18 protein-coding genes and 1 riboswitch are annotated in these 15646 nt (G+C 58.0%); of the genes, 10 read left to right on the forward strand and 8 right to left on the reverse strand.

Annotated elements, in window-relative coordinates; genetic code table 11:
• The 3 genes from NW853_RS10950 to NW853_RS10960 all read left to right on the forward strand — a co-directional run.
• A partial coding sequence (locus NW853_RS10950) for a zinc ribbon domain-containing protein (RefSeq protein WP_414349024.1) occupies nucleotides 1-354 on the forward strand: 354 nt, incomplete at its 5' end.
• Between the two features lie 21 nt (nucleotides 355-375).
• Nucleotides 376-477, forward strand: a riboswitch (TPP riboswitch).
• Nucleotides 478-482: 5 nt separating this feature from the next.
• Nucleotides 483-1850 carry a phosphomethylpyrimidine synthase ThiC gene (gene thiC, locus NW853_RS10955; RefSeq protein ID WP_414337009.1) on the forward strand — a complete coding sequence of 456 codons (1368 nt, stop codon included), beginning with the start codon at nucleotides 483-485 and terminating at the stop codon, nucleotides 1848-1850.
• Between the two features lie 148 nt (nucleotides 1851-1998).
• On the forward strand, nucleotides 1999-2385 hold the full coding sequence (locus NW853_RS10960; protein ID WP_414335082.1) for a VOC family protein: 387 nt from the start codon (nucleotides 1999-2001) through the stop codon (nucleotides 2383-2385).
• Nucleotides 2386-2521: 136 nt separating this feature from the next.
• Here the strand turns inward: NW853_RS10960 and psbM are convergent, their stop codons facing one another.
• Entirely contained in the window at nucleotides 2522-2629 is a 108-nt protein-coding gene (gene psbM / locus NW853_RS10965) for a photosystem II reaction center protein PsbM (protein WP_414335083.1), read from the reverse strand.
• Nucleotides 2630-2707: 78 nt separating this feature from the next.
• Entirely contained in the window at nucleotides 2708-3004 is a 297-nt protein-coding gene (locus NW853_RS10970) for a 2Fe-2S iron-sulfur cluster-binding protein (protein WP_414335084.1), read from the reverse strand.
• Nucleotides 3005-3365: 361 nt separating this feature from the next.
• On the opposite strand from NW853_RS10970, the gene psbB reads away from it, so the two are divergent.
• The 3 genes from psbB (at nucleotide 3366) to NW853_RS10985 (ending at nucleotide 5897) form a co-directional block, all read left to right on the forward strand.
• Complete coding sequence (psbB, locus tag NW853_RS10975) at nucleotides 3366-4898, forward strand: photosystem II chlorophyll-binding protein CP47 (RefSeq protein WP_414335085.1); 1533 nt, start codon at nucleotides 3366-3368, stop codon at nucleotides 4896-4898.
• 113 nt (nucleotides 4899-5011) lie between these two features.
• Nucleotides 5012-5110, forward strand: a complete 99-nt coding sequence (locus tag NW853_RS10980; protein WP_011429542.1) for a photosystem II reaction center protein T — start codon at nucleotides 5012-5014, stop codon at nucleotides 5108-5110.
• 379 nt (nucleotides 5111-5489) lie between these two features.
• The gene (locus NW853_RS10985; protein WP_414349025.1) at nucleotides 5490-5897 is read left to right on the forward strand and encodes a response regulator; all 408 of its coding nucleotides are present in this window, start codon (nucleotides 5490-5492) and stop codon (nucleotides 5895-5897) included.
• On the opposite strand, the gene purQ is transcribed toward NW853_RS10985, so the two are convergent.
• On the reverse strand, nucleotides 5898-6575 hold the full coding sequence (gene purQ / locus NW853_RS10990; protein WP_414349026.1) for a phosphoribosylformylglycinamidine synthase subunit PurQ: 678 nt from the start codon (nucleotides 6573-6575) through the stop codon (nucleotides 5898-5900).
• 98 nt (nucleotides 6576-6673) lie between these two features.
• Here purQ and murD point away from each other — a divergent pair, with 98 nt between their 5' ends.
• Together murD and NW853_RS11000 are read left to right on the forward strand one after the other, a co-directional pair.
• On the forward strand, nucleotides 6674-8110 hold the full coding sequence (gene murD / locus NW853_RS10995; protein WP_414349027.1) for a UDP-N-acetylmuramoyl-L-alanine--D-glutamate ligase: 1437 nt from the start codon (nucleotides 6674-6676) through the stop codon (nucleotides 8108-8110).
• Complete coding sequence (locus NW853_RS11000) at nucleotides 8055-9179, forward strand: FtsW/RodA/SpoVE family cell cycle protein (protein WP_414335089.1); 1125 nt, start codon at nucleotides 8055-8057, stop codon at nucleotides 9177-9179. The genes murD and NW853_RS11000 overlap by 56 nt, the downstream gene beginning before the upstream one ends.
• 128 nt (nucleotides 9180-9307) lie before the next feature.
• Here NW853_RS11000 and NW853_RS11005 read toward each other — a convergent pair whose 3' ends face one another.
• Both NW853_RS11005 and NW853_RS11010 read right to left on the reverse strand, forming a co-directional pair.
• Nucleotides 9308-9526 carry a hypothetical protein gene (locus NW853_RS11005; protein ID WP_414349028.1) on the reverse strand — a complete coding sequence of 73 codons (219 nt, stop codon included), beginning with the start codon at nucleotides 9524-9526 and terminating at the stop codon, nucleotides 9308-9310.
• Nucleotides 9527-9616: 90 nt separating this feature from the next.
• On the reverse strand, nucleotides 9617-10240 hold the full coding sequence (locus NW853_RS11010; RefSeq protein ID WP_414335091.1) for a hypothetical protein: 624 nt from the start codon (nucleotides 10238-10240) through the stop codon (nucleotides 9617-9619).
• A 342-nt stretch (nucleotides 10241-10582) separates the two neighbouring features.
• On the opposite strand from NW853_RS11010, the gene NW853_RS11015 reads away from it, so the two are divergent.
• Complete coding sequence (locus NW853_RS11015) at nucleotides 10583-10762, forward strand: hypothetical protein (protein WP_414335092.1); 180 nt, start codon at nucleotides 10583-10585, stop codon at nucleotides 10760-10762.
• Between the two features lie 196 nt (nucleotides 10763-10958).
• Here NW853_RS11015 and NW853_RS11020 read toward each other — a convergent pair whose 3' ends face one another.
• Together NW853_RS11020 and pdhA are read right to left on the reverse strand one after the other, a co-directional pair.
• Nucleotides 10959-12539 carry an NAD(P)H-quinone oxidoreductase subunit 4 gene (locus NW853_RS11020; RefSeq protein ID WP_414349029.1) on the reverse strand — a complete coding sequence of 527 codons (1581 nt, stop codon included), beginning with the start codon at nucleotides 12537-12539 and terminating at the stop codon, nucleotides 10959-10961.
• A gap of 295 nt (nucleotides 12540-12834) precedes the next feature.
• Nucleotides 12835-13836: a pyruvate dehydrogenase (acetyl-transferring) E1 component subunit alpha gene (gene pdhA / locus NW853_RS11025; RefSeq protein WP_414335094.1), complete on the reverse strand. Its 1002-nt coding sequence runs from the start codon at nucleotides 13834-13836 to the stop codon at nucleotides 12835-12837.
• Between the two features lie 349 nt (nucleotides 13837-14185).
• Between pdhA and NW853_RS11030 the strand changes: the two genes are divergently transcribed.
• Entirely contained in the window at nucleotides 14186-15007 is an 822-nt protein-coding gene (locus NW853_RS11030; RefSeq protein WP_414349030.1) for a phosphatidate cytidylyltransferase, read from the forward strand.
• A 142-nt stretch (nucleotides 15008-15149) separates the two neighbouring features.
• Here the strand turns inward: NW853_RS11030 and NW853_RS11035 are convergent, their stop codons facing one another.
• On the reverse strand, nucleotides 15150-15587 hold the full coding sequence (locus tag NW853_RS11035) for a putative iron-sulfur cluster-binding metallochaperone (protein WP_414349031.1): 438 nt from the start codon (nucleotides 15585-15587) through the stop codon (nucleotides 15150-15152).
• Nucleotides 15588-15646 lie beyond the last annotated feature (59 nt).

Raw genomic sequence — 15646 nt, forward strand, 5'->3', positions numbered from 1 at the left:
CGGCGGCGGGCGAACAGTGAGGCCTACGGCCCGCTAGCGCGAGGGGCGTTCTACCAGTTGCGGCAGTTTGTGCAGTACAAGGCTGCCAGAGCAGGGATCCAGGTTGTGGTGGTGCCGCCTGCCTACAGCTCGCAGACCTGCCACCGGTGTTTGTGGATTGGGCAACGGGAAGGGAAGCGTTTTCGTTGTGTGAACCCGGCCTGTGGTTGGGAAGGGGATGCGGATTTGAACGGTGCCAACGTGATTGCGCTTTTGGGGGTCGCTGTAAACCGGCCCAGAGGCCCGTGGTTGGCTTGCCAACTGCAGGGCTACGGAAAGCCCGCTCCGTACCGCTTAGCGGTCGGAGTCAGGTAGTTTACTTTCGGTGATAGAATCACAGCACGCTAGGAGTGTCTGGGGGGTTTGCCCCAGGCTGAGATTACATCCTCAGAACCTGATCTGGGTCATACCAGCGTAGGAAAGCGAGCACTGGAGTTGACAACATGCGCAGCGAATGGGTTGCCCGCCGGCGTGGGCAAGCAAATGTAACGCAAATGCACTTTGCCCGGCAGGGCGTGATTACAGAAGAGATGGACTACGTGGCTCGGCGGGAAAACCTGCCACCGGAGCTGATCCGCTCAGAGGTGGCGCGGGGCCGCATGATCATCCCTGCCAATATTCATCACACCAACCTAGAGCCGATGTGCATCGGGATCGCCTCCCGCTGCAAAGTCAATGCCAACATCGGCGCTTCCCCCACTTCCTCTGGGTTGGCCGAGGAGCTGGAAAAGCTGAAATTGGCCATCAAATACGGCGCCGATACCGTTATGGATCTGTCCACCGGCGGTGGCGACTTGGACGAAATTCGCACGGCCATTATCCAAGCTTCTCCGGTGCCCATTGGCACGGTGCCGATCTACCAGGCCCTGGAAAGTGTGCATGGCCATGTCGAAAAACTCTCGGCAGAGGATATCTTGCACATCATCGAAAAGCAGGCCCAGCAGGGGGTGGACTACATGACCATCCATGCCGGGATCCTGATCCAACACTTGCCGTTGGTGCGCAACCGTCTAACCGGAATTGTCTCTCGCGGAGGCGGGATCCTGGCCCGTTGGATGTTGGCCCACCACAAGCAAAATCCGCTCTACACCCACTTCCGCGACATCATCGAGATTTTCAAGAAATACGATGTCTCTTTTAGTCTGGGAGATTCCTTGCGGCCCGGATGTCTGCACGATGCTTCTGACGAGGCCCAGATGGCGGAGTTGAAAACCCTGGGACAGTTGACCCGCCTGGCCTGGGAACACGATGTGCAGGTGATGGTGGAAGGGCCTGGGCACGTGCCGATGGATCAAATTGAGTTTAACGTGCGCAAGCAAATGGAGGAGTGCGACGAGGCTCCTTTCTACGTTTTGGGGCCGCTGGTAACCGATATTGCCGCCGGCTATGACCACATCAGCTCTGCCATTGGGGCGGCCTTGGCCGGCTGGTACGGGGCAGCGATGCTCTGCTACGTAACCCCCAAAGAACACCTGGGCTTGCCCAATGCCGAGGATGTGCGCAACGGCCTCATTGCCTACAAAATTGCCGCCCACGCTGCCGATATTGCCCGCCACCGTCCTGGGGCCAGGGATCGCGATGACGAAATGTCCAGAGCCCGCTACAACTTCGACTGGAACCGACAATTTGAGTTGTCTTTGGATCCAGAGCGGGCGCGCGAATATCACGACGAAACCTTGCCGGCAGATATCTACAAAACGGCGGAGTTTTGCTCGATGTGCGGGCCGAAGTTCTGCCCCATGCAAACCAAAATGGATGCAGAAGCCTTGAGCGAGCTAGAACGATTCCTGGCCACCCAGCCAACAGCCTAAGCGTTGGCCTGGCCTTGGCTTGACATGAGGTTGAAATTGATTGGATCCCATCTCTGCTCGCTGGGGAGTGAAGAGGGGCTCCTCCCCCAAGCTATGCTGGATTAGAGGAGAACCCTTGCAGTTGGCTCCATTGAGCAGAGAGAGAACCATGGCACTTAGGCAACTCGGGCATGTCGCCATCCGGGTAGAAGACATCCCCAAGGCAGTGGAGTTCTACCAAAAGTTGGGCATGGTCAATGTCTGGCAGGATCCCGACTGGGCCTACATGAAAGCAGGGGACGATGGGCTGGCGCTATTGGGGCCGGGCTACCGCGCAGCAGGGCCGCACTTTGGCTTTGTCTTCGATAACCTGGAGGAGCTCCAGCAAGAGCACCAGCGCCTGAAATCCCAAGGCATTCGGGTAGGAGAAATCCACAGCCATCGGGATGGCACTGCCTCTTTCTACGGTAAGGATCCCTACGGCAACCTGTTTGAATTTTTGTATGAGCCTGCAGGAACATTTGACCAAGCTAGGGCGGCTCAGGCAACAGGTTGACCGGGCCGGTTGAGGCCGTTAACCTGCGTACCTTTGGTTCGTCCGGCTTGCAAGAGCAAAGGGATCCTCCCTGTCGAGAGGATCCCCTTTTTGTCTGGCCTTGGGCACGCCATTTGCCCGATTTGAGCCAGTAGGGTCAACCGCCAGATCTGCTAGAGGTTTGCACGTACAAAATCACCAGGAAGATGGCGGGCACCAAAACGACCAAGAGAGTGGCCAAGATGCCCAGGTAATTCGTCTCCATAGCTCCAACCGCCACAAGCCTAACTGGCAGTCAGCATACCACTCTTTAGGTACGGCTTGCCCAAAGAGAAAATGGGCGTTAGGGCTTCGTTTTGACGGCAATATCCCCCAGCACTTTGGTCTGGCAGGCGAGGCGGTAGCTATCCGGTTTGCGCTTGAGCTTGCGGTTTTCTGCCTCGGTGCGAGGGGAGAGGTTCTCGGATCCCTCGACGATCTCCACCACGCAGGTGCCACATTGACCGTTGCCGCCGCAGTTGAGCAGCTTGGCCATCATCTTGTAGAGGTCGATCTGATTCTCCAGCGCCTTCAAGCGCAGGTTAGCGCCTTCCGCGACGACGACCTCTCGATTCTCGTTGACAAAGCGAATCGTTGCCATATCCTTGCCAGAAACCACGACACTTTCAGACTGAGCCAGGGAAGTACCGGCGTTTGCTAAGTATTGTTACATTTTAAGTCATATTTTTAATCTCCGGCGAGAGATCTGGGAAGATGATGCCAAATAAGACGGCATCCTGGCTGAAGCCGCTCAGGTCGGTAGCGTTTCGTTATACTGTTTGATGCCCGTGATAAAAATTCTGAGAGCGATATCCCCCTTGGGTGCGCTCGTTGGCTCAAGCGGGTGCGGCACTCCTCGACCCTGAAGAAACTGCTCAGGTCAGGATCCCAGGTGAAGATGTCGGCTTAATGGTTTGACTGGATATTGCGTAAGTGTTGGAGAACGTGGAGGACCGAGCTTTATGGGACTACCGTGGTATCGGGTCCATACGGTTGTACTGAATGACCCAGGTCGCCTGATTGCGGTGCATCTGATGCATACCGCTCTGGTAGCAGGTTGGGCCGGATCGATGGCGCTTTACGAGACGGCCATTTTTGATCCATCGGATCCTGTCCTGAATCCGATGTGGCGTCAGGGCATGTTTGTCATGCCATTCATGGTTCGCCTGGGGGTGGTCAACTCCTGGGGCGGCTGGAATATCTACGGCGAGAGCGTGGCCAATACGGGCTTTTGGACGTTTGAAGGGGTAGCCACTGCCCATATTGTTTTGTCCGGATTGCTCTTCTTGGCTGCCTGCTGGCATTGGGTTTACTGGGATCTGGAGCTGTTCCGGGATCCCCGTACCGGCGAGCCGGCCTTGGACTTGCCGAAAATGTTTGGGATCCACCTGCTCTTGGCGGGGATCCTCTGCTTTGGGTTTGGCGCGTTTCACCTGACGGGGGTGTTTGGCCCAGGGATGTGGGTGAGCGATCCCTATGCGACGACAGGGCACGTCCAGCCAGTCGCACCCGAATGGGGGCCAGCCGGGTTTAACCCCTACAACGCTGGGGGTGTGGTGGCCCACCACATTGCTGCTGGCATTGTCGGCATTATTGCCGGCTTGTTTCACCTGACGGTACGCCCACCCCAGCGCCTCTATCGCGCTCTGCGGATGGGGAACATCGAGACGGTGCTGTCCAGCTCAATTGCCGCGGTGTTTTTTGCTGGTTTTGTGGTGGCCGGGACGATGTGGTATGGCAGTGCCACGACTCCTGTGGAGCTGTTTGGCCCTACTCGCTACCAATGGGATTCTGGCTATTTCAACCAGGAGATTAACCGGCGGGTGAATGCGGCTATGGAAGCCGGGATGACCCGCAGTGAGGCCTACGATTCTCTGCCCAAGTCGCTGCTCTTCTACGATTACGTGGGTAACAGCCCGGCCAAGGGGGGCCTGTTCCGGGCCGGCCCCATGAACAAGGGAGACGGCATTGCCATCGAGTGGCTGGGCTACCCGGTGTTCCGGGATCGCGAAGGGCGAGAGCTGACGGTGCAGCGCATGCCCAACTTCTTCGAGACCTTCCCGGTCATCTTGCGCGATGCCGATGGCGTGGTGCGGGCGGACATTCCCTTCCGCCGGGCCGAGTCGCGCTACAGCTTTGAGCAGGTGGGCGTGACCGTGGAGTTCTACGGCGGCAAACTGGACGGCCAGGTGTTTACCGACCCGGCAACCGTTAAGAAGTATGCCCGCCAAGCCCAATTGGGTCAGCTCTTCGAGTTCGACCGAGAAACCCCCAAAGCCGACGGCACCTTCCACACCAGTCCCCGCGGTTGGTTTACCTTTGCCCATGCGGTCTTTGCGCTGCTGTTCTTCTTCGGCCACATCTGGCACGGCGCCCGCACCCTCTTCCGGGATGTGTTTGCCGGTATTGACCCGAACATGAGCGAGGAAATGGTGGAATTCGGTGTCTTCCAAAAAGTGGGGGATCCCACCACGCGCAAGGTGCAAGAAGCGTAAGGCTTTCTCGCGGGATGACCGTCGGCACTCTGTTTCTCTGGAGAGATGGGGTGCTGGCGGCTCCAAGCTAATCTGGAATTAAGCCCCCTTAGAATTTTGATTTGGAGGTCGGTATGGAAGCCATCACCTACACCTTTATTCTGTTTTTGACCTTGGGCCTTCTGTTTTTTGCCGTCGCCTTTCGCGAAACTCCTAGGATTCAGAAGAAGTAATCTGCGCTAGGGGCTGCTGTTGTCGGCTTGCCGAGGGCGTTAGCGGGTCGAGGCGGCCCAAAGAGACGGCAGTTGTACCGCGGACAAGGCCGGAAAAATCCCCGGCCTTGTTTTGTTTTCAGATAGCGCTCGGTTCCAGGCGGGTAGAGTATCCCACAGGCAAACCAGCAAAGCTGTTTTCAAAACGGTAGCTGTCCTCTCCTGCTGGCAGAGGGGGTAGCTGCTGGTGCTGCTTTATTGAGATTGCTATCAGTATCTTAGAGGGGGAGCCCTTGGCCCACTGCTCAAATAGGATCGCTAGAATTGCTTCGGGATGGTTTCCAGAACTATGGGGATTGCCGGGGCTTGAGTTCGCAACTAAGTCAACTTTAGGTTAGCGATGGCAACAGTGCTGCTGGTGGAAGACGATCCAATTAACGCCCGCGTTTTCGACAAAGTGTTGCGGCGGCGAGGCGGGTTTGAGGTCTTTCACAGCCAGGATGTGGAGGAAATCCTACGGCTGGCGCAGGCGCGCGAGGTGGACGTGATTTTGCTGGATGTCTCCCTCTCTCAAAGCACCTTTCGCGGCGAGGCAGTGGACGGGATCCGCATTGCCCAACTGCTGAAGGGGGATCCCAAAAGCCGCTCCATTCCCATCATTTTGGTGACGGCCCACGCCATGCGGGGCGACCGCGAGGCCTTTTTGGCCCAGAGCGGGGCCGATGGCTACATCGCCAAGCCGGTGGTGGATCATGAGGAGATGGTGAACCAAGTGCGCCAGGTGTTGTTGCAGGCCCAGCAGTTCTAGTCAACTGGCAAGACTGGTTACGATGGACTGCCAGAAAGGGATCCCATCCTGCCCTGGCAAATCGGGATCTGCCGCCCGCTCCGGGTGGGGCATCAGGCCGAGGATGCGACCGCTGGGATCGCAAATGCCGGCAATGTTATCCACCGAGCCGTTGGGCGCGACCGGAGCATAGCGAAAGACGATCTGCCCCCTGTCTTGCAACTGCTTGAGGGTGTCGGCATCGCAGGTGTAGCGGCCTTCTCCATGGGCAATGGGCAGGGTCAGGGTGGCTCCGCCAGGGTAGGCCCTTGTCCACAGGAGATCCTGCCGTTCCACGCGGATCCCCACCCGGTCGCAGATAAAGTGCAGGTTGGCGTTGCGCACCAGCGCCCCCGGCAGCAGGCCGGCTTCTGTCAAGATCTGGAAGCCGTTGCAAATGCCCAAGACATAGCCCCCCCGCGCCACATGCTCGGCCAGGGATCCCATCACCGGCGCAAAGCGGGCGATGGCCCCGCAACGCAAATAATCCCCGTAGCTGAAGCCCCCCGGCAGCACCACCACATCCAGCCCTGACAAATCCGTCTCCCGGTGCCAGATCAACCGCGTTGGGCAGCCGCAAAGGCTGCGGGCCACCCAGGCTACATCGCGGTCGCAATTAGACCCGGGAAAAACAACAATGCCAAACCTCACGCCGGCCATCGAGATCCCTTGAGAAAGCGTTATGTGAGAGAGAAGAAGAGGGTGATGGATGTAGCCATTGTAAGATCCAGACCTAGGGGGATGATGGGGAAACCAACGTGGGCCATCAGGTTTTGGGGCTGGGTATTGCGGGGCTGGCGGCAGCGCGACTGTTGCGGGCCCAAGGGTATGAAGTGCTGGTTTGGGATGAGCAAGAGTCCCCTCTCCTGCGGCAGCGGCAGGCCGAGTTGAGCCAGGAAGGGATCCCCGTTCGGCTGGGGGAGCCGTTTCAACTGGCAAAAGGAGTGGAGCAGGTGGTGGTCAGTCCGGGCATTGCCTGGGATCACCCGCTGCTGCAGGCGGCGCGTCAACAGGGGATCGAGGTGGTGGGGGAAGCGGAGCTGGCCTGGCGCTACCTTGAGCACCTGCCTTGGGTGGGGATCACCGGCACCAACGGCAAAAGCACCACCACGGCGCTGGTGGCGGAGATGTTCAAAGCCGCGGGGCTAGAAGGGATCCCCTGCGGCAATATCGGCCTTCCCCTCTCTCAGGTGGCTTTGGAAACGCTCCAGGGAAAGCTAGAGCCGGATTGGATCGTGGCGGAGCTGAGCAGCTATCAGTTGGAAGCCAGCAGCCGCCTCATGAGCAGTACGCCTGGGGGGCCGCCGCGCATTGGGGTGTGGACCACCTTCACTCCCGATCACTTGGAACGGCACGGGACGCTGGAGCGCTATGCCGGCTTCAAGGCTCGCCTCTTGGATCGGGCCCAGTGGCGGGTCGTGAATGGCGAAGATCCCTACCTGTGCCGCCGCCGGCAGGACTGGGAAAACACCTATTGGATTTCCCTTGTTGCTGGGCAACGCTGCCGCGACCGGGATCCCACTGCATTCGTTGACCTGCGGGAAAGCTGCCTCTATATCCAGGGGGAAGCGGTGGCGGAGTTGGGAGACTTTGCAGAACGCTGCCCCGGCCAACACAATCTGCAAAACCTGCTCTTGGCGGCAGCAGCAGCGCGTCTGGCCGGGATCCCCAACGCCGCCATTCAAAAAGCCATCCGATCCTTTGCCGGCATGCCCCATCGGCTGGAGCGGGTGGCGCAAATCCAGATGGGATCCACCCTCATCCGCTTCGTCAACGACAGCAAGGCCACCAACTACGAGGCCGGCTGGGTGGCGCTCAACGCCCTCCCCCCACCCATTGTTTTGATTGCCGGGGGAAGGGCCAAGCAGGGGGATCCCGCCGCCTGGCTGCAGTTGATTCGGGCCAAGGTGGCGCGGGTGCTGCTGATTGGAGAGGCTGGCCCCACTCTGGCCGCGGCCCTCAAGGGGATCCACTATACTGACGTTGAGCTCGTGCCAACCCTAGATCTAGCTGTGGAAAGGGCCTTGGCAGCGGCCTGTTCCCTCTCGCGTCAGCGGGACGGAGCCCCTGCTCAACCCATCACCGTTTTGCTGTCTCCCGCCTGCGCCAGTTTCGACCAGTACTCCAGCTTTGAACACCGTGGCAACCATTTCCGAGCCTGCTGCCAAGCCCTCCAGGGATCCCTGGAATGCTGAAGCTCGCTGGCTGCGCTGGCTCACCCTGGTCTGGCTGGCTCTGGGGCTGATGATGCTGTTTTCTGCTTCCTACCCCGTGGCTCAGCGGATCAGTGGCGATGGCCTCTACTTTTTCAGGCGCCAATTGGTCTGGGCCGGGCTGGGGCTGAGTTGCTTTTCGGCTCTGGTGCGGATCCCCTTGCGGCGCTGGTTCCCCTGGGCCGGGATCCTCTGCTTGGTGGGAGTTGGCTTGGTGTGGGCCACCCAAGTGCCGGGGCTGGGGGTTTCCCGCCTGGAGGCCAGCCGCTGGCTGGACTTAAAGGTGATCCCGATTATCCAGCCTTCCGAATTGCTCAAGCCCCTGTTGGTGTTGCAGGGAGCCTGGGTCTTTGGCCGCTGGTTTCACCACCCGCTCTGGTTCCGCGTCTTGTGGGTGGGCATCTTCGCCTTTGCCCTCTTGGGGATCCTCGCCCAGCCCAACCTGGGCACCACGGCCATTTGTGGCCTTACCCTCTGGGTCATGGCTTGGGCTGCCGGGATCCCAGCTTTCTCCCTTCTGGCCACAGCGGGGCTGGGGATTCTGGCAACCGTGGCCAGCATTCTCAGCAAAGACTACCAACGGCGGCGCATCCTGGCTTTTTTGGATCCCTGGGGCAATGCCCAAGGGGATGGCTACCAGTTGGTGCAAAGCCTGTTGGCCATTGGCTCTGGCGGCCTGTGGGGCAAGGGGTATGGCCTTTCCCAGCAAAAGCTGTTTTATCTGCCCATCCAATACACCGACTTCATCTTCTCGGTGTACGCAGAGGAGTTCGGCTTGGCCGGATCCCTGTTCTTTCTGGGGCTACTGACCTTCTATACCCTGCTGGGCTGGCGGGTGATGGGTCGCTGCCGAGAGTTGCCCATTCGCCTGGTAGCCTGCGGCTGCCTGATGTTTTTGGTGGGGCAGTCGCTAATGAATATCGGCGTGGTCACCGGGATCCTGCCCACCACAGGTGTGCCCCTGCCTTTGTTCAGCCATGGCGGCAGCTCTATTTTGGCAGGGCTGATCACAGCAGGATTGTTGGTGCGGGCAGCCCGCGAAGCAGGATGAAGGGATCCCTTCACCTAAGCCGCAAGCCCAGATGGGCAGGGAGCTCTATTTGAGATTTCCTAGTGGTTGATCTCTGCTTTAGTCCGGTTTCTCAATGCAGCACAACCCAAAGCCGATTGATACTGAGCCTAAATCCAGCCCATCTCATCCAAAACAAGGGTAAATACGGTCGCGCAACAGGCCACCCACAGCGACACATGAGCCGGCTGACCGTGGGCAATGCAAACACCGGCTGCCACTACAGCGCCCGCAGCAGCAGAAAAGGTGCGGCCTGCCCAATTGCCTTTAGAGGGCTTATCAGAAGAATTGAATTTGTTAAACATTTTTACAGCGGAAAGAGGATACAAAAGGAACACATCCCACAGCAAACTGCCTCAGATTATCACCCTCTAGCTCGACTCAAGAAGGATCCAAGGCCATTCTCAACATTTCTTCGCCTATACTTCAATCTTTCGTAAAATCGCGCTGAGATGCTCGTAATCGTCCCGCAACAGCGAGCTTAACTGCCGACCTGCCTGTAAAAGCCAGTTGCGATCCCAGTTCAGGATTCGGTAAGTCTGGCGAATCACGGCAGCCACCAGCTCATCGGTCGGGATCCCGTTGACCCGTAGCAGAGTACGCAAAAACTCGAAAGAGCGGCAAAACTCCCTGACCTCTGTATCGGAGCAGAGATAAACTGGCTGGTGAATCTGGGGAGGGCGTGGCGGCAGGTACTGGTAGACCCGCCCCCCACTGACAAAGCCGACAATGGCCGCGCGGAAATCGGTGCGCAACATGGCGAAAATTTGAGGCTGCTGCTCCCGCAACTCCTCAGGGGAGAGACCCAAAGCTCGGGTGCGGTGAATCGTGTCGATGGGCGCAATGGCGGCATAGCAAACCACTCCATAGATCGGGTTGCCGGTCTCCTCGTCTTGGGAGCGCGTCCAACTGCCGAGAGCAGGCATAGGCGGGAAGGTCAAGCGTTCCGGCTCGAAGCACTGGGCCACAAAGGTTGTGGTGTTGGCCTCCACCACTTCTGCAAAAGCAGCGGCGGGCTGGGGGGAGGTGGCCTTGGCTCTCATCGTTGTTTTGGACTTCTCAAGGGTTGCTGCTATAAAGGTTGGCAAACAGAAGTAGAACCCAGACCTTCAGGCCAGTAGAGAGATGGGATCTTTCCGGTTTTAAGACTTGTGAAGATAGAGGGGATCCACTCAGCCAATATTTTGCCCTTTTTACAAGGTTTTTCTCGTTCCCGGACGGCGAATCGGCAACCCAGCAGCTGATGAGATCCCTATTGCTAAGAAAGTTAGCCGACTTTGGAGATGCCTGTGTAATATATTTTTTCACACACTCCCGTGCAAATTGGCCATTCTGGGTATTAGCCATCCTAAGTATTGAGCAGTTGGCGAGCGGAGGGAGAAACCATGAATGCTCAGCAACGTGGCCAAATCATCGCTTCGGAGTGGATGATCGACAGCCAAAACCCGGTACACTCCATTTCTCGGCTCAAGCGTCGGGCGACCTATTCGGATGTAACCCTCTGGTGGTTGGTGGTGCAGCTAAACCTGATGGAACAGAACTCCATTCGTACCGATCACCGCTAGGATTGGCAGCCCAAGAACAATCAACCATCGGAAAATCCCAGCCCAGGAGCATCCCCAATCCTAAATCCAACCTTAAAACTTAAAAGAAGCTTAAAAAACAAAAAGAAGAGCTGAAGGTTGAGTCGAGTTGCTCCTCGAACACCAGCTCTTCTGGGCTAATTGAGGGATAGAGAACAACCGAGGTCTTGACCCCGTTTCAATCTTCCAGGGGCAGAGCCGCCACCTGGGCCGGTTGCACCGGCAAGAAAGGCCGCTGCACAATTTCAGTTGCCAACACACTGCGCAACTGAGCAGCTACCGCCACCGTCGTAACATCGTAGGTTTGGGTAGCCAGCCGCGGGTAGAGGCCAATGCCGAGAATCGGCAACAGCAGACAGAGAGCCACCGCCATTTCTCGCGGGCGCAGATCCCCCAGGTAGTCTTCCAACACCAAGCCGGGATCCTGAGCCCCGTAGAACACCTGCCGCAGCATAGAGAGCAAGTAAATGGGCGTCAGAATAATGCCCACTGCCGCCAGCAGAGCAATTCCTGCCTTGAAGGTCGGCGCATAGGCATCGCTGGTGATCAAGCCCAAGAACACCGTCAGCTCACCCACAAATCCGCTCATCCCGGGTAGCGCCAACGAGGCCAGGGATCCTGCTGTAAACAGGGCAAAAGCCTTTGGCATTTGCTTGGCCAACCCGCCCAACTTGTCGAGGGCAAGGGTATGGGTGCGCTCGTAGGTGATCCCTGTCAGGAAGAACAAAACTGCAGCGATCAGACCGTGGGAGATCATTTGCAAGAGGGCGCCGTTGATGCCCAACTCCGTGAAGGCAGAGATCCCGATCAACACAAAGCCCATATGGGCAATGGACGAATAGGCCAAGCGCCGCTTGAGGTGGTTTTGCCCAAAGGCGGCCAGCGCCCCGTAGATGATGTTCACCGTGCCCAACACCGCCAGCACCGGGGCAAAGTACACATGGGCCTCCGACAAGATGCCCACGTTCAGGCGGATGAGGCCGTAGCCCCCCATCTTGAGCAGCACCCCGGCCAGGATCATGGAAATGGGCGCCGAGGCTTCGCTATGAGCATCCGGCAGCCAGGTGTGAACTGGAAAAATCGGCAGCTTCACCCCAAAGGCAATCAGGAAAGCCGCATACACCAAGATCTGCAGTGCCAGCGGGTAGGATTTTGCGCTCAGCTCTGCCATCTCCAAGCTAAAGCCCTCGCCGTAGAAGGCCATCGCCAGGGATCCCACCAGAATAAAAATAGAGGCGGCAGCGGTGTAGAGGATGAACTTGGTGGCGGCGTACTGGCGCTGCGGCCCACCCCAAATGGCAATCAGCAGATAGACCGGCACCAGCTCGATCTCCCACATCAAGAAGAACAGGAGCAGATCCTGCGCCAGGAACACGCCCACCTGGGCGCCGTACATCAGCAGCAGCAGGAAGAAAAACAAACGCGGCTTGTGGGTGAGATTCCAAGCCGCCCCGATCGACAGGGTCGTAATCAAGCCCGAGAGCAACACCAGCGGAAAGGACAGGCCATCCACCGCCAGCGACCAGTGAAACCCGATCTGGGGCACCCAGGCGTAGCGCTCCGCCAGTTGCAGCGAAAAATCCTGCAGGTCGTAGTGCCGCGCAAAGACATAGACCATCAGACCCAAATCAAAAGCCCCCACAGCGAGGGCATACCAACGCGCCCAACGGCTCTGAGGGATCAAAGGGATCCCAAAGGCTGCCAGCAGCGGCAAGAGCACCAGGGCCGACAGCCAAGGAAACTCAAGAGGATTGCTCATGACCAGGAATAAATACTCATGCTCAATACCTCAATGATATGAAGCTATGTAAACAAATGGGAAGTGATATTTACAAAAAAGGCTGCTCTATTGCGCAGATCTCTGGAAGGGTTTCCCGATGTTAAGCATTGAGGATCCTCGAGGGTTGCTGGGCTCAGGTGGGTCGCTGATGCCTTCACACCCTTTTCGGGGTCGGCAGGATCCCTCAGCTCAAAAGAGCCAGCCCTGCCTGTAATCCGTCGGAACAGGCTGGAAACAGATCGGCGGCCTTTTGTGGCTGGGGTTTGCCCTGGATCTATTCGTCTTCGGCAAACACAAAGCGATGTAGCTCGTCCAGGGTGGGCTCTGGGCTTTCGAGGGCAAAGGTTACCGCATCTTCAATCGCAGCGCCAACCTCGGCGTGGATGGCCTGAAAGTCTGCCTCGGTCATCAAGTTGTGTTCCAATGCGTAGCGTTCCAGTCGTTGGATGGGATCCCGCTGCCGCCAGAACTCTTTTTCTTCCGGGCTGCGCAGCTCGTCAGGATCGGCGAGGGAATGGCCCCGGAAACGATAGGTGATGCACTCCAGCAGGGTGGGGCCTTCGCCGGCGCGGGCCCGGGCAATAGCTTGTTGGGCAGCCTCTCGCACCGCCAGCACGTCCATGCCGTCCACTTGGTAGCCGGGCATGCCAAAAGCAGGGCCCTTGAGGTAGATGTCGGTTACTGAAGTGGCCCGTTTGTGGGCCATGCCGATAGCCCAGAAGTTGTTTTCCACCACATAAAGGATGGGCAACTTCCAGAGGGCGGCCATGTTGAGACACTCGTAGAACTGGCCGTTGTTGCAGGCTCCATCCCCAAAGAAGCAGGCTGTCACCTGGTCGGTGCCGCGGTACTTGGCCGAAAAGGCCGCCCCTGTGGCCACCGGGATCCCCTCGGCCACAAAGGCATAGCCGCCCAAAAAGTTGTGCTCCGCCGAGAACAGGTGCATCGAGCCGCCGCGGCCCTTGCTGCAGCCGGTGGCCTTGCCGAACAGCTCCGCCATCACCGCCCGCGGGGGGATCCCGGCGCTGAGGGCATGCACGTGATCCCGGTAGGTGCTGCACACGTAGTCGGTGGGCTTGAGCGCCTTGATCACCCCCGTGGAAACAGCCTCTTGGCCGTTGTACAGGTGCACAAAGCCGAACATCTTGCCCTTGTAGTACATCTCGGCGCACTTGTCCTCAAACAGGCGGCCCAGCACCATGTCTTCATAGAGAAGGCGAGCCTCTTGGGCAGAAATGCGAGCAGTCGTAGAGCGAGAAGTAAGTTCTTGAACCATGCTGCAGTGCAACGAGTCAGGAATGTCCTAAGCGGTCAGCAGTGAGCTTTGCAGTTTGCCTATTATCTCATGCTCAAGGATCGCTTGTTGGGATTTGCCTGCCACCTTGCCCGTAAGTTCCACCCTGTAGGACCAAGGGCAGTTGTTTGAGATCCAGGAGAGTTAAACTGAAGGGCTAGGGCAAGAGGCGTTTCCATTTTGCAGCAGCCGCATCAAGACTTCGTCGCGCAGACGCGAATCCCGAACACCAAGAGCGCAAGGATGAGGGCTTCTTCTGCCTTCGGATCGGACTTCGACCTGGAGCCGCGGGCAAGAGATATTTGGCCAACCAACGTGACGGGGTGCGCCTATGGGAGCCCGTTGGGTTAGCGGTTTTGCGGCGGTGCTGTTTGCCCTGACGGTCACCCTGCTAGGGGGCTGGTACTTCACGGCGGCCATGGGGCTAATCGTCTTTCTGGCCCAACTGGAGTTCTTTCGCTTGGTGCAGGCCAAGGGCAATGCACCGGCCATGCGCACCACCATGTTTTCCAGCCAAGTGCTGGTGATTTTGCAGCAGGTTAAGCCGGAGTGGACCAGCCCTGCTTTTATCGTGGCCGGTTCTGTGATCTGCTTTTATCTGCTTTTTAAGCCCAAGCTGGCCACCATCGCCGACATTGCCACCTCGATTTTGGGATTGTTTTACTGCGCGCTGTTGCCCAGCTTCTGGATTCGGGTCAGGGCTTTGTCTTTTTCCCAAGGACTGGGGGAAGGGCTGTGGATTACGCTGTTGGCTATTGGCTGTGTCATTGCTGCCGATGTAGCGGCCTACCTCTGTGGGCGGGCCTTTGGGCGCACTAAGCTCTCCCTCCTCAGCCCAAAAAAAACGGTGGAAGGGGCCGTGGCCGGGATCGCAGCCAGCGTGGCCCTGGCCATGGCCGGAGCCTACTATCTGAACTGGCCCTGGCGCTGGTGGAGCGGCAGCGTGCTGGGGTTTTTGATTGGGCTAACGAGCCTGTTGGGCGACCTAACGGAATCGCTGATGAAGCGGGATGCCGGTGTCAAAGACTCCGGGGATCTCATCCCCGGCCACGGCGGCATTTTGGATCGGGGCGATAGCTACGTCTTTACCGCGCCGTTGGTGTTTTACTTTATGGAATGCCTGGAATGGCTCAACGCCTATTTCAGCCGATAATTGCGATAACTCCCACCCCAGCCAAGAAGGTTCTAGACACAAGTTTGCCTTTAGAAGGTTGGACAATCTGTGCGCAATCCTCGTAGGAATGGTACGACCAAAGCTACCCTTGAAACGGAGAAATCTCTGGTCTTTTGGCTCTTCAGCTATCTCGTTCCCCAACTTTCTCTTGCTGCACTTCTAAGATGACCTGCCTGACATTTTCCAGACAGCAAAACCCCTGGGGGTTGTTGACCTGGCAGCCACAGCGCCTGGCTTTGATGTGGGCGGCAATCTCGGCAAGAATGGCCTGGGGTGTTTTGGATCCCTGCAGCTCTTGCCGAATGCGCCGGCGGGTCCATGCAAAACAGTAGCAGACGGGCACGTCCTCGCCACTTTCTTTTTGAAAGACTGGCACCTTGAGGTCGTCAACCCCAAAGCTTTGACCTTGCTCAGAAAAATAAACAACAGGACAAATGGGATCCCGGCAAAACGCGTAGCTGCTGTCCGCATCCAGTTGTGCCAAAGCTCGAGGGAACAGCAGGCTCTTCAGGGTAATCAGTTGAACCGGGATCCCTCGCTCCCCGCTCCTTGGACACAAGGGCTGCCAAGCATTAGCAGAAAATGGTGCAAGGGGTTCTCTTGTCATGGGTTATCGAG

It is taken from the genome of Synechococcus sp. H55.11 (assembly GCF_047462475.1).
GTDB lineage: Bacteria > Cyanobacteriota > Cyanobacteriia > Thermostichales > Thermostichaceae > Thermostichus.